This window comes from Bradyrhizobium sp. LM2.9 (genome assembly GCF_054056555.1).
Genome location: NZ_JBSRYJ010000002.1, coordinates 2,337,955 through 2,361,468, shown reverse-complemented (window position 1 = coordinate 2,361,468; position 23,514 = coordinate 2,337,955). Strand labels below are relative to the sequence as shown.

The window sequence follows — 23,514 nt, the reverse complement described above, 5'->3', positions numbered from 1 at the left end:
ATGGAGCAGCAGGGGGCGGAAGATGTACCGGTCATTTATCTCCACGAGATAAAGCGGCAGTACTTGCAGGGCGAGGTGCCGCTGACGATCCTGGACGGCGCCAAGCTCGCGCTGTGGGCGGGTCAATCCGTCGCGCTGGTGGCGCCGTCGGGCTCGGGCAAGTCGACGCTGCTGCACATTGCGGGGCTGTTGGAAGCTCCCGATTCCGGCGAGGTCTATGTCAATGGCGCGCCGACCTCACAACTGCCCGACATCGAGCGCACCCAGCTCCGCCGCACCGATATCGGCTTCGTCTACCAGTCCCACCGGCTGCTGCCGGAGTTTTCCGCGCTGGAGAACGTCATGATGCCGCAGATGATCCGCGGCCTGAAGAAGTCCGAGAGCGTCAAGCGCGCCAAGGAGATTCTTGGCTATCTCGGCCTCGGCGAACGCATCACGCACCGTCCGTCCGAGCTGTCGGGCGGCGAGCAGCAGCGCGTTGCGATCGCGCGCGCGGTGGCCAACGCGCCGCGGGTGCTGTTCGCGGACGAGCCGACCGGCAATCTCGATCCGCACACCGCGGACCACGTCTTCCAGGCCCTGATGCAGCTCGTCAAGGCGACCAAAGTTTCGATGCTGATCGCGACCCACAACATGGAGCTGGCCGGCCGCATGGACCGGCGCGTGTCGCTGTCGAACGGACAAGTGATCGAACTCGAATAAAACCATCGAGCTCGAGTAACGTCATCGAGCTCGAATGAAAAACGCGAAAACAACCCCATGCACAGTAGCCGGGCGTGGCCGGCTACGTCAGGCGTGACTTCCTCCAGCCATTTGACATGTCGGGCATATCAGCCGCGGCGGCGCATCGCCGCCGCAGAAGGCGATTTACGGCCGGATCACCGTTAATTTGAACGGACCGCCATTGGCTGCGGCGTGTTCGACCGCCTCGTTGGCATGGTCGAGATCGAAGGCCGTGGTCTCGTATTCGTCGAGCCGCAGCAGTCCGGCTCGCACCAGCGCGATCAGGCGGCTTGCTGCATCAGGCGGGTACATCCAGACGCCGTGGATGCTGATGCAGTTGCGCATGATCCAGGGGTAGGGCAGCTCGAGGCCCGCGCCGCCCGCCATGCCGACGCCACCCATCAGCACGACGCGGCCGTAAGCGCGCACCGTCATGATCGCCGCGCGCACGACGGTCGTGCTCACCGAGGGCGGCATGATGTCGAACACGCAATCGATCGGCCCGGGAGCCGCACGCTTCATGTTCTCGCAGTCGTCGTCCTCGTTGCCGGTGAGTTTGACCGGCCTCACGCGGTCGCCAAAGCGCCCGACGAGATCGGCCAAAATCTTGTCGTTGCGGCCGGGGGCGACCACGCAGGCCGCGCCCATCGCGAGCGCGACCGAGACCGCTGCGCTGCCGAAATTTCCTGTGGCCCCGCTCACCAGCACGGTCTCGCCGGGCTGAAGGTTGGCGGCAAGGAAGCCGCCATAGGGCACCAGCAGCGTCCCCAGCGCGCACCATTGCGTGGCTTCGTCGGACGTGATTTGGCCAAGGCGCTTCACGTTCTCCGTCGGCACGCGCATCTGCTCGGCAAACGAGCCGTGGCGAAAGTGCTTTTGCAGGAGCATGCCGCCGGGACCTGCGGCAGTCAGTCCCTGCAGGGCGATGTCGGGTGCAACGATTTCGTCGCGCGAGCGCACCGTCGGGTCGCAGAAGACCCAGTCCCCAACGCTGAGCTTCGTCGCGTCCGGGCCGATCGCACGCACCCGTCCGATGCCGCCAGGACCCGGGATGATCGGCAGGTCGAGCGCATAGTTGCGCATCCCGCTGAAGACCTCGTTCATGTAGGACAGCACGCGCGTGGCGACGACGTCGACGATCACCTCGCCGGTCCCGAGCACAGGGTCCGGGGCTTTCTCGATCGCAAGCGGGGATCCAAAGGATTTCAGTACGGCAGCTTTCATGATCTCACCTCAAAGCAGGGTGAAGCCGATATGCGCCGCCTTCCCAGGCGCAGGAAGGCCTGGTATTATCCTAGTATTGTCCAGGCCCTCCATCGAGGCACGTCATCATGGCCGATCCACGCCGCGTCGAATTCGGCGACTTCCTCAGGTCCCGCCGCGAAAAGCTGTCGCCGAAGACCGTCGGGCTTCCCGCTGGCCGGCGGCGCCGCACCGCAGGGCTCCGTCGCGAAGAGGTCGCGCAGCTCGCCGGCATCGGCGTCGACTGGTACATCCGCCTCGAGCAGGGCCGCACCGTCAGTCCGTCGGTGACCACCGTCGACGCGCTTGCCCGCGCGCTGCGCCTCAGCAAGACCGAGCATGCCCATCTCAAGGCGCTGGCGCGCGACGGTGACAAGCGCGCGTTCACGCGCGAGATCGTGCCGGCGCCCGTTCGGCGGATGATCGAGAGCCTGACGCAGCCGGCCTATGTCACGGGGCGGCGCTGGGACGTGCTGGCCTGGAACGAGGCGGCCGAGGAGGTCTTCGGGTTCGGACAATTGCCCGAGCAGGACCGCAACACGCTGCTGCTGGTGATGACGAACAAGCAGACGCGAAAGTTCTATGGTGCCGGCTGGAACGACGTCGCCAAGAGCATGGTCGCGATGTTTCGCGCCACCCACGACGTCTGGGCGGGCGATCCCGCCTTCACGGAGTTGCTCACGCGGCTGCGCGAGGGCAGTCCGGAATTCGTCAAATGGTGGGAAGCGCACGACATCCGCAGCACCGCCGCGGGCCTCAAGACCATGAACCACCCGACCAGGGGCGTGCTCCAGTTCGAACACACGAGCTTTCAGGCCAACGATGATCCCGCGCTGAAGCTGGTGATCTACACGCCAGTCCAAAGCGCGATGAGATTGGGATGAATCGTCATCGCGCTTTAGGTTATTGTTTGAACATGATCTTTCCGGAAAACCGCTGCACACTTTTCCGGATCATGCTCCAGGGCGTAGAACGCAAAGGCCAAGACCTTCGACGCGCAGGCTCGCGCGCTGCGTCTCAGCAAGACCCAGCATAGGCATCTGAAGGCACTGGCGCGCGACGGCGACAGGCGCGCGTTCACGCCCGAGATCGTACCGCCGTCCATTCGGCGGATGATCGAGAGCCTGAATCAGCCGGCCTGCGCCACCGGGCAGCAGATTGGGGAGGCCGCCGGCATATGTCCAGCGGCCTCCGCGCTTAATGTAGTTTGCGGGGCGGCGCCCCGACTAGAGATCGATGCTAACGGCAATGTTACGGCTCTGTAGTTCGGCAATCTTCATTCCGTCAGCCTGCACCTGCGCAAACTCCGGGTCCTTTGCCACGGCCTCCTGCACTTTGCCGTAAACCTCCCAACTGGAGTAGCGCGTCGCAACCAGCAACTCTCCTGTCCAGGCACCAGTGTGGAAACGGGAGAGCCGAAGAAATTCGGCACCATGTTTTTCAAAGATTTTCTTCGCCCGCCTGATAAGCTGGACCATTTCCTCGGCCTTGTCGGTCTTGAAGCGAGTAAATTGAACGATCGGCATGGAGCTACCTCCATAGTTGTGTAAAATTTCCAAGAAGCATGTATCGAGCAACGTGTGAGGAGCGAACCTCCAGTTCAATCTCGATAAAGGTTCGTCTTCAGCGGCTTGATCCTGGTTCAGGCTTCGTAAGCGGAAGCAACTCTGCCCTTTCTCGGCGGATGGGCTCGCATCGTCACTGGCAGGCAATTTTTCGCGCGGAGTGGTGTTCGCGGCGAACCTGAGAATTGCCGAGTTTAATCGACGTAACGCCTTCGAGTGCCAGAGGGGCTGTTCGAACGTCGCGATCGCGGCGAAGCGCGTTATGCACGCTGGTGGGCGGAGTTGCAGATTGAACCGTCGGACCCGTGGTGCTACGTTTCAGCCACGTCATTCCGTTTTCGGTTTGATGCGACGGGCTATCGGGCTTACGGACTGCCGCCCGTTCATTTGAAATTGGAATACTTGAGCCAATAGCGCCCCGCCTCCGGCCCCCCTTTTGAGTGCGGTCGGACAATGTTTTTTCATTGGCCTCCGTTCTTCTTCCCATTGACTCGGAGGCGGGTTCTTTCAGTCGAACTTTGCAACAAAGTCGATCTTCGACATGTGCATTCTGATAAGCCACGCGGATCGCGCCGCACTAGATCATCATCCGAACGCGGGGCGAAGCAGGCATTGCCTGATTGTTGCATTGCTCTGTGCCGCCCCCTTGTTTCAGTCCACGCTGCAGGCATGGGGACAATGCTCGGCGCGCGACGTCTTACAGAATCAACTGAAGCTCGGCAAAGTTCGTGCAGTTGATCTGCCGCAAAAAAACTCATCGGGGCCGCCCGCGATGTTCCGACATGGAAGACGATAGCGGTCGGCACCTTTGCCAATTCCATTGCGTTGCGCAATGCATTGGATTCCGTAGGTTGCAGTATTTGGCGGGCTGGCCGCGGAAGTTCTCGCTCGACCGGCCTTCACCGTCAGTTCCAACAAGACAGGCGTGGAGCTTGTAGTGGTGTCTGCGATCGAGCTTGGCTTCAAAACCGATAGCGTGCCGCTGGCCGTCATTTACGCGCGGGCCCGGCAACTTGGCTTTGAACTTGCGGCAGCGGAGATCGGTCCGCAATTGCGCCTTCAATATTTTGATCAGCCAATGGGCGAATTTCTCATCGTGGGAATGCAGCCAATCAAGACGTGGAGTGGAGAGCCGGTGGTTCTTAACGTGGCAAATGGCGGAGCCGGATTGATCCTGATCGGCCAGGACGGCAAGGACGACGCTGAAATACCGGCGACCTCTCGTTTTCTTTTCGTGCGGTCGCCCGAACTCAGCGGCGGGCTCGATACAGCGGCCGCTCTCCTGCCACCATGAGGACGAACCTACAAAATTCGAGCAAACAGTGGGTGTCCGCAACTGCCTCTCGTCTGGAGAGGCATCAACAGTAGGGAGTAGCATCATGCGCAGATTTGGATCTGTATTTATCTCGCTGTTACTATCAGCAATTCCTGCGACTGCGTCAGATCAAAATCTCAAAGAAGAAATTGGAAAGATAGGTTCTGCCTACGAGCAGTACTTCAACAACAAGGACGCCGCCGGGATTACGTCACTTTATACGAAGAGCTATATGCGTGTTACTGAAGACGGAGTCGTGGATAATACCAAGTACTATGAGAACGCGTTCAGAGCGGGAGTTAGTCGTCTCGAGGTAAAGATGACCGAGGTTGAGTCATTGTCAGAAAGCACGGCTCTGGTAACCGGCGAATCTCGCGTTACTGGCAAGAGCGAGACAGGTGCTCCCATAGACTTCACCGTTATTTGGACCGCTCTCGATGTTCGTGAGGACGGGCAATGGAAGATTCGCATGCTCACGTCGATTCCCAAGCCGCCGCCGCCCCAGCCGCAGCAGGCAGCAAGGTAACTCAAGACATAGCCTGCTTTGCTCGCAATAGTTCTCTGCACCACCTTAACTTAAAGGGAGCTAACGATGGTCATTTTACACGCAAACGTCGCATTGCTTTCAGTCGCGGTCGTTCTGATAACTACGGGTGTCCAGGCTCAGAGTATGCCGCCGGAAGGCGCCGTCTCGGTCATATTTACCGCCACGCCGATTCCTGCTCCCAAGCCGATGCCGATCGGCGGCGGCAGAGAGTTTGTTCTCATGAACCAAGCCATGGCAGCCTCAAACGAGGCGGGAATTCCTGTACTCAACAACATGGGCGGACGTTGTCAGCTCAGCCGCCTAACGGATTCATCGGCGAAGACCGCCGAAATTCATGGGTTCTGTACTTACGTCGACAAGGACGGCGATCAAGTGTTCGAGCAATGCGACTGGATGCCCGCATCCCCCAACAATTGCAACATAACCGGGGGGACCGGCAAATTCGAAGGTCTTCAAGCCGCGCTCGTCGTCACCATCGACCCTCTCAAGAGCAACTTCGATGGCATCAGTCAGGTCATTGGCCACAAGAAGGGGACGTACAAGTTCGTCAAGACGAACTAAGCCCGCCATGTCGATGCCGAACCTTGTTGTGTCTGGCTTTCCGTCCGGCATCGGTGTGATTTCGCGGACATGCAGGGAGCGGGGCGCCAGCATCGCCATAACCATGTCAGGGGCGATGCGGCCGCGCCAGACCCCGTACTTGCCGGCCTGCAGCGGAAACCCTGCGGTCTCCTCCGCTTTGCTTACGCGCAGCTAACATGCCTACAATTTCGCGTGTGTCGCGCGTACGATGCTCTTGTCAATTGAGCAGGTGCGGTTGGGTCCACCTGCCTTTTCCGGTCAAAGCCGCGCCACCTTGCCCGTCGCGCAGCGCCTGGAGCAACTTTTGGCGATCGATCCGAGACCGTTGGCCATCGCTCGACCGGGCGCATCGAGAGCATTGGCAACGTGCCGCCGCGCCGGTTCATGTCCCGGTTCATGGATTGAACTGCCTAGCGCAGTGATCTGAACGCCGCCCGCATCTCGGCGGCGAAGAGCTGCGGCTGCTCCCACGCAGCGAAGTGGCCGCCCTTTTCAACCTCATTGAAGTAATGGAGCGTCGGATAGGCGCGCTGCGTCCATGTCTTCGGCGCGCGATAGATCTCGGCAGGGAATACGCTCACCGCGACCGGCACCGTGATCTCCGTGGTCTTCTGCGCGGCGGAGCTGAAGTTGTTGTTGTTGTTTTCCCAGTAGAACCGGCTGGCCGACGCTCCGGTATCCGTGAGCCAGTAGAGCGAGATGGCATCCAGGATTTCGTCCTTGGTCAGCACGCGCTCGGGCTCGCCGCCGCTATCGGTCCATTCGGCGATCTTCTCGTACATGAAGGCCGCGAGTGTCGCGGGCGAATCGCAAAGCCCGTAGCCGATCGTCTGCGGGCGCGTCACCATCATCGCGCCGTAGGCCGCGCTTCGCGCGAAGAACTTGCTCAGGGTCTCGAAGGCCACGCGTTCCGGCTCAGGAAGTCCTGCAGGCGGCGGATCGCCGGCATTGATGCCCCTGACGTATTCGGCAGGCACAGTTGGCGGCATGTTGACGTGGATACCCAGAAGGCCAGCAGGTTTCTGACGGGCGAGCGCGTCGGAGATCACCGATCCATGGTCGCCGCCTTGGGAGACGTATCTGACATATCCCAGCCGCTTCATGAGCACGTCCCAGGCGCGCGCTACGCGGTCCGGGCCCCATCCGAGTTCGCGTGGTTTCGCCGAGAAGCCGTAACCGGGAATCGAGGGGATGACGACGCGGAAGGCGTCCTCGGCGCGCCCACCGTGCGCTACGGGATCGGTCAGCGGTCCGATGGTCTTGAGCATTTCGAGGATCGAACCCGGCCAGCCGTGCGTGATGATGATGGGCAGCGCGTCGGGATTGCGTGACCGGACATGGATGAAATGGATGTCGAGGCCATCGATCTCGGTGATGAACTGCGGCAGTGCGTTGAGCTGCTTTTCGATCTTGCGCCAGTCATAGGACTTGGCCCAGTAGCCGCAAAGAGATTGCAGCCGCGCGAGTTGCACGCCTTGCGAGATGTCGGGCACCGTCTCCCGGTCGGGCCAGCGCGTTGCTCCGATGCGCCGGCGCAGGTCATCGAGCGTCGAGTCGGGGATGTTGATATTGAATTTGCGGATGCTGGCGTCGCCGGCGGGGCTTGCGGTGCTTTCTGCGGCCTGAGCGGATGACGCGATCGAAGTGAGCGGAAAGGTAAGGCCAATGGTACCGACCAGCGACGATGCAACGAAGTCTCGCCGGCCGATTCCGTTGTTCGTGACAGACATGAACATTCTCCAGTTCTCTCGTCTGTGTTGTCGAGAGCGACAGGGGGATAGCATCGCTGAAATGTCATATGAACGGCGATTGCGAGGTCCGGTGCGTCACGTCGTGCGTTTTCGAAAGACCGGGCCGTCCGGCAAGAAGCATTTGCGCCGACGCGATTTGGCATGGGTCCTTCCGTTTGCAAGCCGGCTTCACAAGCGCTATGCCCCGGCTTTCGGAAGAGCCTGATATGACAATCTCGGATGACAACGACCTCACCAGCCTGAAAGAGATCGGACGCATCGTCGCCAACACTCTCGAGGCGATGGGCAAGGCGCTCGAGCCGGGCATGACCACCTCCGAGCTCGACCAGATCGGACGAACACTGCTGGAGGCTGCCGGCGCACGTTCGGCTCCGGAGCTGGCCTACGACTTTCCCGGGGCGACCTGCATCAGCGTGAACGAGGAGATCGCTCACGGCATTCCGGGTGAGCGACGGATCGCGCGCGGCGATCTTGTGAACATCGACGTGTCTGCCGAGAAGAACGGCTTCTTTGCGGATACGGGAGCGTCATTCGCCGTTCCGCCCGTAACCCGCGTGGTCGAACGTCTTTGCAGGGATGGAAGGCGCGCGATGTGGACGGGCCTGCGGCAGGTTGGAGCCGGCAAACCGATTGCCGGCATCGGTCAGGCCATCGGGACCTTCGCGCGGAAGAACGGTTACAGCCTGGTCAGGAACCTTGCTAGCCACGGTGTCGGCCTGTCGCTCCACGAGGAGCCGACGGAGATCGCGACATGGCCCGACCGCTCCGAGCGCCGTATCATGAGCGACGGCCTGGTGTTCACGGTCGAGCCATTCCTGTCCCTGGGCGCCGAGTGGGCACAGGATGGCGATGATCCGTGGACGCTCTACAGCAGCCCCGAAGCGGCGACTGTTCAATACGAGCACACCGTGATCGCCACTCGAAGCGGACCTTTGATCGTTACGATGGCTGATTGAGGAGGCGTCCTCAAGCCACCGGATCACTGGCGGCATCCGAACGGCTTCGATCATCCGGCGCCAACGGTGGCGCCAGTCTCGCCGGAGGATTCTCCGGTGCGGCCGCGTTGCTTCCTGAGCTGACATCGACCGGAGCAGATTCGGCTTCAGCAGATCTGGCGTCGCGATAGGCGACGATCCAGATCAGGAAACCCAGAACCGCCAGCGCGGCGCCGACTGGGCCGGTGGAGGTCCAGCCCAGCCCCTCGCGAATGGCGATGCCGCCGAGAAACGGGCCGAGCGCATTGGCGGTGTTGAATGCCGAATGGTTGAGGGCGGCCGCAAGTGCCTGCGCGTCTCCGGCGACGTCCATCAGCCGCGTCTGGAGAATGGCGCCGAGCGAGACGCTGGCGCCGATCGCGAAGACGTCTGCCGCCAGCAGCCAGGGATTGCCAGCGGCAAGCGGAAACACCAGCAGCGCAACTGCCGAGAATAACAGGATGACGCCCGCGGTCGGCATCAGCGCGCGGTCGGCAAAGCGCGGCACGAACAGATTGCCGAGCGTGGCGCCGATGCCGAACACGGCCAGAAAAAGCGGAATGACCGCGGGGCTGACCTTGGTCACCTCGATCAGCGTGGTCGCCAGGTAAGTGTAGACGGCGAACATGCCGCCGAAGCCTATGGCGCCGATCGCCAGCGTGATCCAGACGCGGCCGCTTCGCAGCGCTCCCAGCTCTCGCAGCGGATCGGACCGGCCTGCCTGGTCGCGTGGCGCGAACAGGGCGCACAGCAGGACCGTGAGCAACGCCAGCACCGACACGAGACCGAAGCTCGCGCGCCAGCCGACGGCCTGCCCAATCAGATTGGCCAGCGGCACGCCGATGATGGTGGCAGTGGTCAGGCCGAGCATCACCTGGCCGATCGCCTGCGAGCGGCGATGTTGCGGAACGAGGGAGGCCGCGACCAGCGCGGCGATGCCGAAATAGGCCCCGTGGGGCAATCCCGAGAGGAAACGCGCTGCGATCATCCAGCCAAAGCCCGGCGCCAGTGCGGTGAGGGCATTGCCGAGCGCGAACACGGCCATCAGGACCAATAGCTGCGCGCGCCGCGCCAATCGCGCGCCGAGCACGGCGATTAGTGGCGCGCCGAGCACGACGCCGAGCGCGTAGGCGCTGATTGCGTGTCCCGCGGTCGGCTCGTCGATCCCGAGATCGGCGGCGAAAAACGGCAGCAGGCTCATCGATGCGAATTCGGTGGTTCCGATCGCAAAGCCGCCCATCGCGAGCGAGAACAGGACGATGGCGAGATGAGGGGGTGCTGAGGCCGCGGTCGCGCGGGGCGAGGTCGCTCGGTGCGATGTCGTCATGTGTCCTGCAATGGTGGCGTCAACGGGAACCAGCCCAGCAAACGTCGCCACCCCTGCAAGATTTCTCTGTCGTACTTAAACCCGGATCAGTCGGCGTCAACACCGGAAGCTGAACGCTGGGCAGGCCGCATATCAGCGTCCCGATTTAATTGAGGCGCCTTGCGCGGCGAGGGGGCTTCTTCTGCGCAAAATACCGGTTCGCAATGCGCGTCGCCGACCGACCCACGGCCAAATACCTGCACCGCTCGTGCGAGGCGTAGCGGCAATCAAGGAGCGCGAAGCGAGCGCGACGCAGCTTAGCGCAGGAAATAGCCCGGCGGATAACCAGGCGTCTGCGCGTGCGGCCTGTTCTGGTAGGCGTAGGGATCATCGCTTTGGCCTGCGAAATACGGGTTCGCGATACAGGTGAGGGCGCGGCCCGACGAACTCGCCTGGCACTGCGCGTAACTGTCGAACGTGCAATTGCTGAGCCCCGGCCATTCATCGCCGGTGAGACAGAAGGCATGGTGAGTTCCGAACGCATGCGCCGGCGTGCTTCCGCCGGGCGCAAACGCAAATGTGGCGAGCGCGAGCGAAAATATGGCAGAAATGGGGAAAGCAATTCGTCTGCGCATTTCAATTCTCCAATCACGCGAATGTGCGCGCGATGTTGTTACGCGTGCATGCCGTATATGTCGTGTAACCGACATTGGAACTCGTGAAAACTCTTGTTTCAAAGGGTTTCCAGCGCGCCCTGATAAATCTTCATTAATGAAGCGCAGCCCTTTGGGGCGGACTGTGGCGTCGAGGTTACAGCAATTCCGTCGAGCGCTGGTATGAACGACGACACGGCCCGGGGGCCTCACGACAAAACTGGAACGGGAATCAAATGAACAAGAATCTGTTGCTTGCTGCTGTGAGCCTTGTCGCGCTCGGCGCGGCTGCGCCGGCGGTGGCTGCTGACCTCGCTGCGCGGCCTTACACCAAGGCGCCCGCGATGGTTGCCGCGATCTACGACTGGAGCGGCTTCTACATCGGCGTCAACGGCGGCGGCGGTTCCTCGCACGCGACGTGGGATCTGGTGGGCTTCGGCCGCGATGGTTCGCATGACGCGACCGGGGGCACGGTCGGTGGCCAGATCGGCTACCGCATGCAGTCGGGCCAGTGGGTGTTCGGCGTGGAAGGCCAGGGCAACTGGGCTGACTTCTCCGGCAGCCACGTTGGAGCGATCTCCGGCTTCACCAACAACGCAAAGATCGACTCGTTCGGTCTGATCACCGGTCAGGTCGGCTACGCCTGGAACAACGTGCTGCTCTACGTAAAGGGTGGTGCGGCGGTGGTTGGCACCAAGTACGACGCCTCTTTCGGCGGCGTGTCGCTTGCATCGGCCAACGACACTCGTTGGGGCGGCACGGTCGGCGCGGGCCTCGAGTTCGGGTTCGCTCCGAACTGGTCGGTTGGCGCCGAATACAACCACATCTTCCTGGGTGGCAACGATCAGAACCTGACCGGCGGCATCGGTGTTCTGCCGGTCCACGTCAAGCAGGACGTCGACATGGGCCTCGTCCGCCTGAACTACAAGTTCGGCCCCGGCCAGATGCTCGGCCGTTACTGAGCTTGATCGCTCCATCGAGCGGTTGATGAAAGCCCCGGCCTTGTGCCGGGGCTTTTTTATTGTTTGAATTCAGCGAGTTAACCATCGCTTTTCAAGATGGCGCAGACGGCTTGACTCCCAGGAACAAAATGAGAACAATGTTCTTCATACGTTCTGGTGATGGAGCAAGCCATGTTCAGGATTTTCGTCGAAGAAGCCGCCGCACTCGCCTCGATCGCGCTGTTCGTCGGGATGATCGCAATCTGGGCGCAGGTGATTCCGCAGCTCTAGACCCGCGGTTTTGTAAACCGGTGCTCGGCTCACGGGTGCCCCTTGGGGAAAAGCGGGACGACGCGACCGATCGGCCGCTCCGGCGTGGACTCTGAAGCGGTGAGACCCCACCATTGTGAGGCGAGTCGGCTTGGCGAATGCATGATGCCTCCGGTGCCGGCGACCGCTCCATCCATCTGCAAGAGGCCGTCACGCGACCATGCCGAGCGCCGGATTTGTCCACCTTCACGTTCACTCGGCCTATTCGCTGCTCAAGGGCTCGATCAAGATCGCCAAGCTCGCCGAGCTTGCGAAGAAAGACCATCAGCCGGCCTTGGCGCTGACCGATACCGATAACATGTTCGGTGCGCTGGAGTTCTCCGACAAGATGGCGGGCTCCGGCATCCAGCCGATCGTCGGCTGCGAGATCGCGATCGATTTCGGCGACCAGGATCCCAGTGCGCGCAACGCGCTTCTGCCCTCGCGCGTGGTACTGCTGGCCGCGCAGGAGCGCGGCTAACCGCAGCCTGATGCGGCTGAACTCGCGCGCGTTCCTGGAGACGCCCGACACCCATGCCTCCCACATCAAGTTTGACTGGCTGGAGGGCGAGACCGAAGGCCTGATTGTGCTGACGGGCGGTCCGGACGGGCCGATCTCGCTGGCGCTTGCCGCGGGGCAGGCCGAAATTGCCGCCTTGCGCTGCGAGCGTCTGGCCGGCCTGTTTGGCGACCGCCTCTACGTCGAGCTGCAGCGCCACAACACCGAGAAGGAGCGGAGGGTTGAAAGCAGCCTGATCGACATCGCTTACGCCAAGGGCCTGCCGCTGGTTGCGACCAACGAGCCGTATTTCGCCGCGACCGACGATTACGAAGCGCATGACGCGCTGCTCTGCATCGCCGGCGGGCGGCTGATCGCAGAGACCGAGCGCGAGCAGCTCACGCCCGACCACCGCTTCAAGACCCGCGCCGAGATGGCGGTGCTGTTCGCCGACATTCCGGAGGCGCTGGCCTCGACGGTGGAGATCGCCGAGCGCTGCTCGTTCCGCCCGATGACGCGCAAGCCGATCCTGCCGTTCTTCACGGTCGGCGCCGCCGCAAGCTCCGATGCCGCCGCGGTCGAGGCGGCCGAATTGAAGCGGCAGGCCGAGGAGGGGCTCGGCAACCGTCTGCAAGTGCACGGCCTGTCGCCGGGCACCACTGACGAGGACTACAAAAAGCGCCTGGCGTTCGAGCTCGACGTCATCATGCGCATGAAATACGCGGGCTACTTCCTGATCGTGGCCGACTTTATCAAATGGGCAAAGGGCCAGGGCATTCCGGTCGGGCCGGGCCGCGGCTCCGGCGCAGGCTCGCTGGTCGCCTGGGCGCTGACCATCACCGACCTCGACCCGATCAAGTTCGGCCTGCTGTTCGAGCGCTTCCTCAATCCCGAACGCGTCTCGATGCCGGATTTCGACATCGACTTCTGCCAGGACCGCCGCGGCGAGGTGATCAAGTACGTCCAGGAGCGCTATGGTCGCGACCAGGTCGCGCAGATCATCACCTTCGGTACGCTGCAGGCCCGCGGCGTGCTGCGCGACGTCGGCCGCGTTCTGCAGATGCCTTACGGTCAGGTCGACAAGCTCACAAAACTCGTGCCGCAGAATCCGGCCGCGCCCGTCACGCTGGCTGCCGCGATCGAGAGCGAACCAAAACTCCAGGCGTTCCGCGACGAAGACCCGGTGGTGGCGCGCGCCTTCGATATCGCCCAGCGCCTCGAAGGCCTGACCCGCCACGCCTCGACGCATGCCGCCGGCATCGTGATCGGCGATCGCCCGTTGAGCGAGCTGGTGCCGATGTACCGCGACCCCAAGTCGGACATGCCGGTCACCCAGTTCAACATGAAATGGGTCGAGCCCGCGGGCCTCGTGAAGTTCGACTTCCTCGGCCTGAAGACGCTGACCGTGCTCGACGTCGCGATCAAGCTGCTCAACCCGCGCGACATCCATGTCGATCTCGCCACGCTGCCGATCGACGATGCCGAAAGCTACCAGATGCTGGCGCGCGGCGAGGTGGTCGGTGTGTTCCAGGTTGAAAGCCAGGGCATGCGGCGCGCGCTGGTCGACATGCGCCCCGACCGGTTCGAGGACATCATCGCGCTGGTCGCGCTCTACCGCCCGGGTCCGATGGCGAACATCCCGACCTATTGTTTGCGCAAGCACGGCGACGAGGAGCCGGAATATCTGCACCCCGTGCTGGAGCCGATTCTCAAAGAGACTTTCGGCGTCATCATCTACCAGGAACAGGTGATGCAGATCGCGCAGGTGATGTCGGGCTATTCGCTCGGCGACGCCGACCTGCTGCGCCGCGCCATGGGCAAGAAGATCCGCGCCGAAATGGAGAAGCAGCGCGAGATCTTCGTTGCCGGTGCGGTGAAGAACGGCGTGCCGAAGGCACAGGCCGACACCATCTTCGAGCTCCTGGCGAAATTCGCCGACTACGGCTTCAACAAGAGCCACGCGGCGGCCTATGCGCTGGTGTCCTACCACACCGCCTACATGAAGGCGCATTACCCGGTGGAGTTCATCGCGGCGTCGATGACGCTCGATCTCAACAACACCGACAAGCTTTCCGAATTCCGCTCGGAGGCGCAGCGCCTCGGCATCAAGGTCGAGCCGCCGAACATCAATCGCTCAGGCGCGACCTTCGAGGTCGGCGACAAGACGATCTACTACGCGCTCGCCGCGCTGAAGGGCGTCGGCATTGCCGCTGTCGAGCAGATCATCGAGGAGCGGACGAAGAAGGGACTGTTCACCTCGCTCGCCGATTTCGCCGCGCGGGTCAATCCGCGCGCGATCAACAAGCGCGTCATCGAAAGTCTTGCCGCGGCCGGCGCCTTCGACATGCTGGAGCCGAGCCGGGCGCGCGTCTTCGCCGGTGCGGACGCGATCCTCGCCGCCTGCCAGCGCGCGCATCAGGCCGAGACGATCGGCCAGAACGACATGTTCGGCAGCTCGGCCGATGCGCCGACCGTCATGCTGCCGCAGATCGAGCCATGGTTGCCGGCCGAGCGGCTGCGCCGCGAATATGACGCGATCGGCTTCTTCCTGTCGGGACATCCGCTCGACGATTACGCCACCGTGCTGAAGCGGCTGCGCGTACAGTCCTGGGCCGAGTTCTCGCGCGCGGTGAAGACCGGCGCCACCGCCGGCAAGGTCGCGGCCACCGTGGTGTCGCGCATGGAGCGGCGCACCAAGACCGGCAACAAGATGGGCATTATGGGCCTGTCCGATCCGACCGGACATTTCGAGGCGGTGCTGTTCTCGGAAGGCCTCGCGCAATATCGCGACGTGCTGGAGCCGGGCGCTGCCGTGCTGCTCCAGCTCGGTGCCGAGCTCCAGGGCGAGGACGTGCGCGCCCGCGTGCTGCATGCCGAGCCGCTGGACGACGCCGCGGCCAAGACCCAGAAGGGCCTGCGCATTTTCGTGCGCGACACCAAGCCGCTGGACTCGATCGCCAAGCGTCTCGCCGGACCCGACATGGCGGCGTCGAACGGCGCGGCACCGAAAGTCGGCAGTCCCGGCACCGCGCCGCGCTCCAACGGCGACGGTGAGGTCTCGCTGGTGATGATGCTCGACCTCGAGACCGAGGTCGAGATGAAGCTGCCCGGCCGTTTCAAGGTCTCGCCGCAGATCGCGGGCGCCATCAAGGCGGTGGCGGGTGTCGTGGACGTGCAGCAGCTCTAGCAACACGCACGAAGTTGCAGCCGGTTGCATGTTTTGCGCGGGTGATGCTGCGGTCCCGTTGCAACCTGTCGCTGATTCCGGTTAGCATGCTCCCGGGGAAAATCTGGGGGCGTGATGCTATTGCGTGGGCTGGTGTTGCTCGTGGCTGCGGCATTGCTGTGCGGCTGTGAGACGGCGAGAAGTGGGCTCGGGTATTCGGAGGCGGTACGAAAGCTGGGTCCGCCGAAAGCCGGGCAGGCACGGGTCGTCGTGTTTCGCGAGAAGGGCTTCGGCGGCATCGGCGATCCGGACTGGGCATTTTCCCTCGACGGTACGCCGATCAAGGGCCTGAAGACCGGGACATATGTCTATGTCGATCGCCCGGCGGGCCAACACCAGTTCGTAGCAGAGGAGGCGGCGCTCGGCGTGACGCGCGTGGACTTCTCGGCTCAGTCCGGCCAGACCGTGTTCTTTGTTGCGCGCTTCAGTCAGCGCAAGAGCGCCATGATCGCGAACGCGAGCACTGGGCTGCTGGGCTGGGGTCTCACACTTGCGATGACGTCCGGCTATAAAAATCAGGGGCCGCTGGATTTCCTTCCCCTGGATGAACCGGCCGCCATGACGACAATCGCAGAGCTTCGCTTGGCGGAATAGGCCCGCGCGAAACTCGGGCGCCGGCCCGCACCGTCATTTGTGGTTTCGTCACATCGTTGCGGCTATGATTGCACCGATGCCGTTGGTCCATCGCGCCGGGAGGAACGTAACATGTGCGACAAATGCAATGAATCCCTACAGGAGAAGATCGTACCATCGCGGCGGTCCGCGATGTTGTTTGGTGCCTCGGCCCTCGGCCTCGCCTTGACCGGCAGGGCCTTCGCCAAGGAGACGAAAACGCCGCCCAAGCCGCAGAACGTGCTGTCGCCCGACGCATCATTGAAACGCTTGATGGAAGGCAATGCGCGCTATGTCGACGGCGTGGCGCGGCGTCATGATTTCAAGCACGAGCGCGAGGCGCTGGCAGGCGGGCAGAACCCGTTCGCTGCCGTGCTGAGCTGTGCCGATTCGCGCATCGCGCCGGAATATGCCTTCGACACCGGCCGCGGCGATCTGTTCGTCTGCCGCGTCGCCGGAAATTTTGCCGGCACCGAGACCATCGCCAGCATGGAATATGCGGTCGCCGTGCTCAACGCGCCGCTGATCCTCGTTCTCGGCCATGACGCTTGCGGCGCCGTCGATGCGACGCTGAAGGCGATCAAGGACAACAAGCCGCCGCCGGGCCACATCCCCTCGCTGGTCGATGCGATCGCGCCTGCCGCCAAGGTTGCGATGCAGCAAGGCGGGAACGTCCTCGACAATGCGATCCGGCAGAACGTGATCGACAACGTCGCGAAGCTGAAATCGGCGGCGCCGATCCTCAATGCGGCCGTGGAGCAGGGCAAGCTCAAGGTCGTGGGCGGCATCTACCGGCTCACGACGGGAACGGTCGAACTGATCGCGCAGGGCTGACGCGCTGATCGCCTCGCGCCGGTCCACCGTCGCGAGGCTGATGCGAGTCTGACGCAGGAGCTTGGCGCCGGCAACGGGCGCCATGCCTCCGCCTCAATCCAAGCCTTTCGTTATTTGGGCCTTTCGTTATTTAGCCCTTCGTTCAAGTGCCATTCAGCTGGCCGCGCGTCTGATGCGTGGCGGCACCTCAACAACAATAACGGGCAGCAAGCCATGCTTGGGACGCTCAGAGCCTTCATCTGCCTTCTCCTGCCGATCGCGGTTTTTGCCGCGGGCGCGCCGGATCCGGCGCGCGCTCAGCAGCAGGAAAAGCGCATCGCGCTCGTGGTCGGCAACGGCGCCTATGCCAAGTCGCCGCTGGCGACGACCGCGAACGATGCCGGCCTGATCGCGCAGACGCTGCAAGCGGCGGGCTTCGACGTTGTCGGCGCCCGCGATCTCGACGGCGACACGCTGCGCAAGAGTTTTCGCGACTTCATCCAGAAGGCGCAGGCCTCCGGCCCCGGCACCGTCGCGATGATCTATCTCGCCGGCTACGGCGTGCAGCTTGCGGGTGAGAACTATTTCATCCCGGTCGATTCCAACATCACCCGTGACACCGACATTCCGACCGAAGGCCTGCGCATCAGCGATTATGCGCGGCAGCTCGCTTCCGTTCCGCTCAAGGCCAACATCGTCGTGCTCGATGCAGCGCGGGCGCAGCCCTTCGTCGAGGGCGGCCAGCCGATCGCGAGCGGGCTTGCGTTGGTCGAGCCCGATCCGAACATGCTGATCGCCTTCAATGCCGCGCCCGGCACGGTGGCGCCGGAGGAGCCGGGGCCATACGGCATCTACGCACAGTCGCTGGCGGAGATGATCCGCACCGGCGGCCTGCCGCTGCCTGATGTGTTCGATCGCGTTCGCCTGCGCGTCAACGAGGCCAGCAAGGGCGCGCAGGTACCCTGGAACGAGCAGAAGATATCGGCGCAGTTCTCGTTCTTCGAGCGCGGGCCCGACGCGCCGCCGCCGGAGGCCGCGCCCGACCAGGTCGCCGCGATGCGTAACAAACCGATCCGCGATCTCGGCGTACAGGATGCCTACGCCGCCGCGCTCGCGCGCGACACACTGCCGGCCTATGAGGAGTTTCTCGGCGCCTATCCGAATGATCCGATGGCCAAGCGCGTGATGGCGATCGTCGCGGCGCGCCGCGAGGCGATCACCTGGCGGCGGACCTATCGGACCGATACGCCGGAAGCCTATTGGTCGTATCTGCGTCGCTATTCGCGAGGGCCGCATGCGGCCGACGCGCGCCGTCGCCTGGCGATCCTGACCGCGCCGGTCGAGCCGCCGCCGAGCTTTGCGATGATCGACTATGACATACCGCCTCCGCCGCCGGAGGAGATCGTCTATGTCGACCGTCCGGTGCTGTATTTCAGCGATCCCGATTTTGGCTTCGCGCCGCCGCCGCCGTCGCCGATCTACTATCTGCCGCCGCCGCCGCCGGATTTCGTCGTGCTGTCGCCGCCAATGCCGGTGCTCGGCCTGTTCGTGCTGCCGCAGCCGGTGTTCGTGCCGATCCCGGTGTTCGTCAGACCGCCGATCTATGTCGCGCCGCCGCCGAACAACATCATCTACCAGAACATTCACAACACCACGGTCATCAACACCGTCATCAACCGGCCGCAGGCATTGCCGGCGGGTGCGGGGCCGGGGCCCGGACCGGGCAATCTCGCACCAGCCGTTGCCGGCCGGGCCAGCCCGGCCGGTCCCGCCGTGCCGCAGGCGGTCGCGCAGCGCGCCGCCCTGATTCAGCAGGGTAAGGCGCCGATGCCGCCGAGCGCGACGATGCAGCCGACGGCAAGGCCAAGGCTAGCTCCGGCGACGCCGGCCAATGTCGCGCCGACCGCGGCACCGATCGGAGCGCCAACCGCTGCTCCATCGGCCAGGCTGCCCCAGGCCAATACACTGCCGGTTCCAGGGAGCCATGGCGGGCCGCCGACGCCACCAGCGGGGGCAGGGCCTCTGCCGGGCGGCAGACCTGTACCTCCGACGGCGACTGCACCCGGCGCGCCGCTGCCGACGCATCCGGGGGCGCCGACGACTGCTGGTCCCGGTACCGCTCTGCCGGCTCATCCCGGTGCGCCAACCGCCGCGGCGCCGCCGACGGCTAAGCCCATCACTGCAAATCCGGCCGCTGCGGCCGGCCAATCGCCGAAGCCGCCGGTGGCCCAGCCCGGGACCGGGCCCGGGGAGCATGGCAAGTCCGCGACCCGCAACCCGGCTGGCACGCCGCCTGCTGCCCGCACGCCTCCCGGCGCAGCTGGACGACCGGTCACCCCGCCGCCCTCTGCCGCGCGCGAGCCGATCAGGCCCCAGAATCAGCCGTCGGCTACTCCCGCGCAGGCCGCCCGGCCGTCGGCATCACCACCGCGGCCTCAGGCCGTGGCGAGGCCGACTCCACCGCCGGCCGTGGCGCGTCCGGCACCGCCGCCTCCGCCGCGTGTTGCAGCGCCGCCGCTGGCCCGGGTGGCTCCCCCCGTCGCGGCCGCTCGGCCAGCGCCGCCGCCAATGGCCCGACCCGCGCCGCCGCCACCGGTAGCCCGGCCGGCGCCACCGCCGCCGCCCCGGATGGCCGTCGCGCCACCGCCGCGCCCGGCAGCACCTCCGCCGCGTCCCGCGGCCCCGCCGCCGGCGGCAAAGAAATGCCCGCCGAACCAGCCCAGATGCTAGTCGCGGGCCAGGGCGCAGCAGGGTCTTTACGGAAGAGGGCCTCTCGCGGGCGAAAACCGCCGCAGAATGGCCCTTATTTCCTTGCTTCTGGCCGGAATCGCGCTATACAGCGCGCCATCTCACACGGAAGCATGGCTCACAAGGCCGTCCGGTGGCAGCCGGGGCGACAACGCTCCGTTTTGCTCACACGCTTCCGGAGGAACCAACCGGAGAATTAGAACGATGGCACTACCTGATTTCACTATGCGTCAGCTCCTCGAAGCCGGCGTGCACTTTGGTCACCAGTCTCACCGCTGGAATCCGAAAATGGCTCCTTTCATTTTCGGCGCTCGCAACAACATCCACATCGTCGACCTCGCGCAGACCGTGCCGTTGCTGCATAACGCCTTGCAGGCGGTCAGCGACACTGTCGCCAAGGGCGGTCGCATCCTGTTCGTCGGCACCAAGCGCCAGGCGCAGGACGGCGTCGCCGACGCTGCCAAGCGTTGCGCGCAGTACTTCGTCAATTCGCGCTGGCTCGGCGGCACGCTGACCAACTGGAAGACGATCTCGGGCTCGATCAAGCGCCTGCGTCATCTCGACGACGTGCTCGCCGGTGGCGATGCCTCCTCCTACACCAAGAAGGAACGCCTGACGCTTCAGCGCGAGCGCGACAAGCTCGACCGTTCGCTCGGCGGCATCAAGGACATGGGCGGTCTGCCCGACCTGATCTTCGTGATCGACACCAACAAGGAAGACATCGCGATCCAGGAAGCCCAGCGGCTCAACATCCCGGTCGCCGCGATTGTCGATACCAATTCGGATCCGAAGGGCATCACCTATGTGGTGCCGGGCAATGACGACGCCGGCCGCGCCATCGCGCTTTATTGCGATCTGATCGCGCGTGCGGCGATTGACGGCATCTCGCGTGCCCAGGGCGATTCCGGCGTCGACGTCGGCGCTTCGGTTCGGCCGGCCGCCGAAGAGCTGCCGGTCACGAGCGGCTTCCAGGGCCTCGCCGGTCCGCGCGGCACCTCCGACGACCTCAAGAAGCTCCCGGGCGTGTCGGGTGCGATCGAGAAGAAGTTCAACGACCTCGGCATCTTCCATTTCTGGCAGCTCGCCGAGCTCGATCACGACACCGCGCACAAGATCGGCGAAGAAGTCGGTCTGCCGAGCCGGGCCGATGCCTGGGTGGCCAAGGCCAAGGCGCTGACCGCGGAAGCGGAATAGTCAAAAGAGCGATGGGTTGGCCGGATAAGCTCCGGCCACCATTTCAGTTGACGCGAATTCCTGAGATGGACCGCGGCGGGGCAATTGAATGCCACGCCGCGGCGAACCGGCAGGCAAAAAGGATTTTCAACGATGGCAACGATCACAGCTGCGATGGTCAAGGAGCTGCGCGAGTCGACCGGCGCGGGCATGATGGACTGCAAAGCCGCGCTGACCGAAAACGACGGCAACATGGAAGCGGCGCAGGATTGGCTGCGCAAGAAGGGCCTGTCGAAGGCCGCCAAGAAGTCGGGCCGTGTCGCCGCCGAAGGCCTGATCGGTGCGCTCACCAAGGGCACCAAGGGCGTCGTGGTCGAGGTCAACTCCGAGACCGACTTCGTCGCGCGCAACGGCCAGTTCCAGGGCCTCGTCAAGATGATCGCCCAGGTCGCATTCGACGTCGGCGCAGATGTCGAGAAGATCAAGGCCGCCAAGGTCGGCGACGTCACGATCGAAGCCGCGATCAATGACGCGATTGCCACCATCGGCGAGAACATGACGCTGCGCCGCGCAGCTTCGCTCGAAGTGAGCCAGGGCGTGGTGTCGAGCTACGTCCACGGCGCCGTCGTCGAGGGCGCCGGCAAGATGGGCGTGATCGTGGCGCTGGAATCGCCGGGCAAGGTCGATGAGCTCGCAACGCTCGGTCGCCAGATCGCGATGCATGTCGCGGCCGCCAATCCGCTGGCGCTCGAACCGTCCGGTCTCGATCCGGCGGTCGTTAAGCGCGAGAAGGACGTGCTCGCCGACAAATATCGCCAGCAGGGCAAGCCCGAGAACGTGATCGAGAAGATCGTCGAGTCCGGTCTCAAGACCTACTACAAGGAAGTCTGCCTGCTCGAGCAGGCCTTCATCCACGACACCGGCAAGTCGGTGGCGCAGGCGGTGAAGGAAGCCGAAGGCAAGGTCGGCGGCGCGGTGAAGATCGCGGGCTTTGTGCGCTATGCTCTCGGTGAGGGAATCGAGAAGCAGGAAAGCGACTTCGCGGCCGAGGTCGCCGCGGTCAGCGGCAAGAAGTAAGCGCCGGAACGTTCCTTCCGGCGTGCCGCCGGAAGCGGCGCCCGGACAAGGAAAGTGCTCATGACTGATCCGGTCTATCGTCGCGTCGTGATCAAGCTGTCCGGCGAATATCTCGCGGGACAGCAGGGTTTTGGCATCGACCAGCCGACCATCGACCGGGTCGCGGACGATCTGATCGCCGCCCGCCAACTGGGCACCGAGGTTGCGGTCGTGATCGGCGGCGGCAACATCTTTCGCGGCGTCGAGGTGTCCTCGCGCGGCGTGTCGCGCCCGACAGGCGACACCATGGGCATGCTCGCCACCATGATGAACTGCCTCGCGCTGGAGGCGACGATCGAGCGCAAGGGAACGCCGGCGCGCACGCTGTCGGCCTTCGTCATGCCCGAGATTTCCGAGCTTTTCACCCGCACCGTGGCGCACAAATACCTCGCCGAGGGCCGGATCGTGCTGCTCGGCGGCGGAACCGGCAATCCGTTCTTCACCACCGACACGACCGCAGTGCTGCGCGCCGCCGAAATCGGCGCCGAGGCGGTGCTGAAGGCAACCAATGTCGACGGCGTCTACTCGGCCGACCCGAAGAAGGATCCGACGGCGACGCGATTCGACCGTCTGACGCATTCGCAGGCGATCGAGGGCGGCTACAAGGTGATGGATGCGACCGCCTTCGCGCTTGCCCGCGAGACGTCGCTGCCTATCATTGTGTTCTCGATCGCGGAGCCGGGTTCGATCGGCGCTATACTGCGTGGCGGCGGCCACGGAACCATTGTCGCCGGCTGACGGCTCGTCGTTGCGCCCTGAGAGAAGGGTGCGGAGAGGTCGCCGGGATTTTGAAGGAGAAACGTGATGGCCACGGATAATTTCGACCTCAACGAAGTGAAGCGCCGCATGCAGGGCGCCGTCCAGTCGCTCAAGCACGAACTTGGCGGCCTGCGCACCGGCCGCGCCTCCGCCTCGATGCTCGACCCGGTGCAGGTCGACGCCTATGGCACCCACATGCCGCTGAACCAGCTCGCCACCGTCAGCGTGCCGGAGCCGCGCCTGATCTCGGTGCAGGTCTGGGACAAGTCGATGGTCAAGGCGGTGGAAAAGGCGATCGTCGATTCCAATCTCGGCCTGTCGCCCGCGACCGAAGGCCAGGTGCTGCGCCTGCGCATTCCCGAGCTCAACGAGGAGCGCCGCAAGGAGCTCGTCAAGGTCGCGCACAAATACGCGGAAGCCGCCAAGGTCGCTGCGCGCCATGTCCGCCGCGACGGCCTCGACGTTCTCAAGAAGCTCGAGAAGAATCACGAGATGTCCGAGGACGATCAGAAGCGTCACTCGGACGAGGTGCAGAAGGCGACCGACGGCACGATCTCCGAGATCGACCAGTTGCTGGCTGCCAAGGAAAAAGAAATCCTCACCGTCTAAAGCGCGATGGATCGCGCTTTAGGTTATTGTTCGCGCATGATCATTTCGGAA

At 64.0% G+C, this 23,514-nt stretch carries 19 protein-coding genes and 1 pseudogene; 15 read left to right on the top strand and 5 right to left on the bottom strand.

Features of this window, described 5'->3' with window-relative positions:
* Positions 1-702, top strand: coding sequence for an ABC transporter ATP-binding protein (locus ACVWW3_RS12790; RefSeq protein WP_211398118.1), 702 nt, complete (start codon positions 1-3; stop codon positions 700-702).
* A 165-nt stretch (positions 703-867) separates the two neighbouring features.
* Here the strand turns inward: ACVWW3_RS12790 and ACVWW3_RS12785 are convergent, their stop codons facing one another.
* Positions 868-1,947 carry an alcohol dehydrogenase catalytic domain-containing protein gene (locus ACVWW3_RS12785; RefSeq protein ID WP_456649700.1) on the bottom strand — a complete coding sequence of 360 codons (1,080 nt, stop codon included), beginning with the start codon at positions 1,945-1,947 and terminating at the stop codon, positions 868-870.
* 107 nt (positions 1,948-2,054) lie between these two features.
* On the opposite strand from ACVWW3_RS12785, the gene ACVWW3_RS12780 reads away from it, so the two are divergent.
* Positions 2,055-2,849: a helix-turn-helix transcriptional regulator gene (locus ACVWW3_RS12780; RefSeq protein WP_247447360.1), complete on the top strand. Its 795-nt coding sequence runs from the start codon at positions 2,055-2,057 to the stop codon at positions 2,847-2,849.
* A gap of 342 nt (positions 2,850-3,191) precedes the next feature.
* Here the strand turns inward: ACVWW3_RS12780 and ACVWW3_RS12775 are convergent, their stop codons facing one another.
* Positions 3,192-3,491, bottom strand: coding sequence for a hypothetical protein (locus ACVWW3_RS12775; RefSeq protein ID WP_456649701.1), 300 nt, complete (start codon positions 3,489-3,491; stop codon positions 3,192-3,194).
* A 979-nt stretch (positions 3,492-4,470) separates the two neighbouring features.
* Between ACVWW3_RS12775 and ACVWW3_RS12770 the strand changes: the two genes are divergently transcribed.
* The 3 genes from ACVWW3_RS12770 to ACVWW3_RS12760 all read left to right on the top strand — a co-directional run bounded on the left by ACVWW3_RS12770 (position 4,471) and on the right by ACVWW3_RS12760 (position 5,953).
* Complete coding sequence (locus tag ACVWW3_RS12770; RefSeq protein ID WP_456649702.1) at positions 4,471-4,824, top strand: hypothetical protein; 354 nt, start codon at positions 4,471-4,473, stop codon at positions 4,822-4,824.
* Between the two features lie 85 nt (positions 4,825-4,909).
* Positions 4,910-5,371, top strand: coding sequence for a YybH family protein (locus ACVWW3_RS12765; protein WP_456649703.1), 462 nt, complete (start codon positions 4,910-4,912; stop codon positions 5,369-5,371).
* Between the two features lie 66 nt (positions 5,372-5,437).
* Entirely contained in the window at positions 5,438-5,953 is a 516-nt protein-coding gene (locus tag ACVWW3_RS12760) for a hypothetical protein (RefSeq protein WP_456649704.1), read from the top strand.
* 431 nt (positions 5,954-6,384) lie between these two features.
* Here the strand turns inward: ACVWW3_RS12760 and ACVWW3_RS12755 are convergent, their stop codons facing one another.
* Positions 6,385-7,704, bottom strand: a complete 1,320-nt coding sequence (locus ACVWW3_RS12755) for an epoxide hydrolase family protein (protein ID WP_456649705.1) — start codon at positions 7,702-7,704, stop codon at positions 6,385-6,387.
* A 227-nt stretch (positions 7,705-7,931) separates the two neighbouring features.
* Here ACVWW3_RS12755 and map point away from each other — a divergent pair, with 227 nt between their 5' ends.
* Positions 7,932-8,681 carry a type I methionyl aminopeptidase gene (gene map / locus ACVWW3_RS12750; RefSeq protein ID WP_354049556.1) on the top strand — a complete coding sequence of 250 codons (750 nt, stop codon included), beginning with the start codon at positions 7,932-7,934 and terminating at the stop codon, positions 8,679-8,681.
* A gap of 10 nt (positions 8,682-8,691) precedes the next feature.
* Here map and ACVWW3_RS12745 read toward each other — a convergent pair whose 3' ends face one another.
* Positions 8,692-10,026, bottom strand: coding sequence for an MFS transporter (locus tag ACVWW3_RS12745; protein WP_456649706.1), 1,335 nt, complete (start codon positions 10,024-10,026; stop codon positions 8,692-8,694).
* Positions 10,027-10,322: 296 nt separating this feature from the next.
* Positions 10,323-10,640, bottom strand: a complete 318-nt coding sequence (locus tag ACVWW3_RS12740) for a DUF3551 domain-containing protein (RefSeq protein WP_247447368.1) — start codon at positions 10,638-10,640, stop codon at positions 10,323-10,325.
* 254 nt (positions 10,641-10,894) lie between these two features.
* Here ACVWW3_RS12740 and ACVWW3_RS12735 point away from each other — a divergent pair, with 254 nt between their 5' ends.
* The 9 genes and pseudogenes from ACVWW3_RS12735 to frr all read left to right on the top strand — a co-directional run bounded on the left by ACVWW3_RS12735 (position 10,895) and on the right by frr (position 23,463).
* Positions 10,895-11,620: an outer membrane protein gene (locus ACVWW3_RS12735; RefSeq protein WP_456649707.1), complete on the top strand. Its 726-nt coding sequence runs from the start codon at positions 10,895-10,897 to the stop codon at positions 11,618-11,620.
* 469 nt (positions 11,621-12,089) lie between these two features.
* A pseudogene (dnaE, locus tag ACVWW3_RS12730) lies at positions 12,090-15,594 on the top strand (DNA polymerase III subunit alpha).
* A 141-nt stretch (positions 15,595-15,735) separates the two neighbouring features.
* Positions 15,736-16,227 (top strand): hypothetical protein, encoded by a 492-nt coding sequence (locus ACVWW3_RS12725; RefSeq protein WP_456649709.1) that lies wholly within the window; start codon positions 15,736-15,738, stop codon positions 16,225-16,227.
* Positions 16,228-16,338: 111 nt separating this feature from the next.
* Positions 16,339-17,079 (top strand): carbonic anhydrase, encoded by a 741-nt coding sequence (locus ACVWW3_RS12720; protein WP_247349260.1) that lies wholly within the window; start codon positions 16,339-16,341, stop codon positions 17,077-17,079.
* Between the two features lie 213 nt (positions 17,080-17,292).
* Positions 17,293-19,788 (top strand): caspase family protein, encoded by a 2,496-nt coding sequence (locus ACVWW3_RS12715; protein ID WP_456671979.1) that lies wholly within the window; start codon positions 17,293-17,295, stop codon positions 19,786-19,788.
* 222 nt (positions 19,789-20,010) lie between these two features.
* Positions 20,011-21,000 (top strand): 30S ribosomal protein S2, encoded by a 990-nt coding sequence (locus tag ACVWW3_RS12710; protein ID WP_247349258.1) that lies wholly within the window; start codon positions 20,011-20,013, stop codon positions 20,998-21,000.
* A 132-nt stretch (positions 21,001-21,132) separates the two neighbouring features.
* Complete coding sequence (gene tsf, locus ACVWW3_RS12705; RefSeq protein ID WP_456649847.1) at positions 21,133-22,056, top strand: translation elongation factor Ts; 924 nt, start codon at positions 21,133-21,135, stop codon at positions 22,054-22,056.
* 60 nt (positions 22,057-22,116) lie between these two features.
* Entirely contained in the window at positions 22,117-22,833 is a 717-nt protein-coding gene (pyrH, locus tag ACVWW3_RS12700; RefSeq protein ID WP_247349256.1) for a UMP kinase, read from the top strand.
* Between the two features lie 66 nt (positions 22,834-22,899).
* Entirely contained in the window at positions 22,900-23,463 is a 564-nt protein-coding gene (gene frr, locus ACVWW3_RS12695; RefSeq protein ID WP_247349255.1) for a ribosome recycling factor, read from the top strand.
* Positions 23,464-23,514 lie beyond the last annotated feature (51 nt).

Bases quoted from the DNA above. Each gene is read 5' to 3' on its own strand.
- ACVWW3_RS12790 (WP_211398118.1), top strand. From the start codon at position 1: ATGGAGCAGCAGGGGGCGGAAGATGTACCGGTCATTTATCTCCACGAG.
- ACVWW3_RS12785 (WP_456649700.1), bottom strand. From the start codon at position 1,947: ATGAAAGCTGCCGTACTGAAATCCTTTGGATCCCCGCTTGCGATCGAG.
- ACVWW3_RS12780 (WP_247447360.1), top strand. From the start codon at position 2,055: ATGGCCGATCCACGCCGCGTCGAATTCGGCGACTTCCTCAGGTCCCGC.
- ACVWW3_RS12775 (WP_456649701.1), bottom strand. From the start codon at position 3,491: ATGCCGATCGTTCAATTTACTCGCTTCAAGACCGACAAGGCCGAGGAA.
- ACVWW3_RS12765 (WP_456649703.1), top strand. From the start codon at position 4,910: ATGCGCAGATTTGGATCTGTATTTATCTCGCTGTTACTATCAGCAATT.
- ACVWW3_RS12760 (WP_456649704.1), top strand. From the start codon at position 5,438: ATGGTCATTTTACACGCAAACGTCGCATTGCTTTCAGTCGCGGTCGTT.
- ACVWW3_RS12755 (WP_456649705.1), bottom strand. From the start codon at position 7,704: ATGTCTGTCACGAACAACGGAATCGGCCGGCGAGACTTCGTTGCATCG.
- map (WP_354049556.1), top strand. From the start codon at position 7,932: ATGACAATCTCGGATGACAACGACCTCACCAGCCTGAAAGAGATCGGA.
- ACVWW3_RS12745 (WP_456649706.1), bottom strand. From the start codon at position 10,026: ATGACGACATCGCACCGAGCGACCTCGCCCCGCGCGACCGCGGCCTCA.
- ACVWW3_RS12740 (WP_247447368.1), bottom strand. From the start codon at position 10,640: ATGCGCAGACGAATTGCTTTCCCCATTTCTGCCATATTTTCGCTCGCG.
- ACVWW3_RS12735 (WP_456649707.1), top strand. From the start codon at position 10,895: ATGAACAAGAATCTGTTGCTTGCTGCTGTGAGCCTTGTCGCGCTCGGC.
- ACVWW3_RS12720 (WP_247349260.1), top strand. From the start codon at position 16,339: ATGTGCGACAAATGCAATGAATCCCTACAGGAGAAGATCGTACCATCG.
- ACVWW3_RS12715 (WP_456671979.1), top strand. From the start codon at position 17,293: ATGCTTGGGACGCTCAGAGCCTTCATCTGCCTTCTCCTGCCGATCGCG.
- ACVWW3_RS12710 (WP_247349258.1), top strand. From the start codon at position 20,011: ATGGCACTACCTGATTTCACTATGCGTCAGCTCCTCGAAGCCGGCGTG.
- tsf (WP_456649847.1), top strand. From the start codon at position 21,133: ATGGCAACGATCACAGCTGCGATGGTCAAGGAGCTGCGCGAGTCGACC.
- pyrH (WP_247349256.1), top strand. From the start codon at position 22,117: ATGACTGATCCGGTCTATCGTCGCGTCGTGATCAAGCTGTCCGGCGAA.
- frr (WP_247349255.1), top strand. From the start codon at position 22,900: ATGGCCACGGATAATTTCGACCTCAACGAAGTGAAGCGCCGCATGCAG.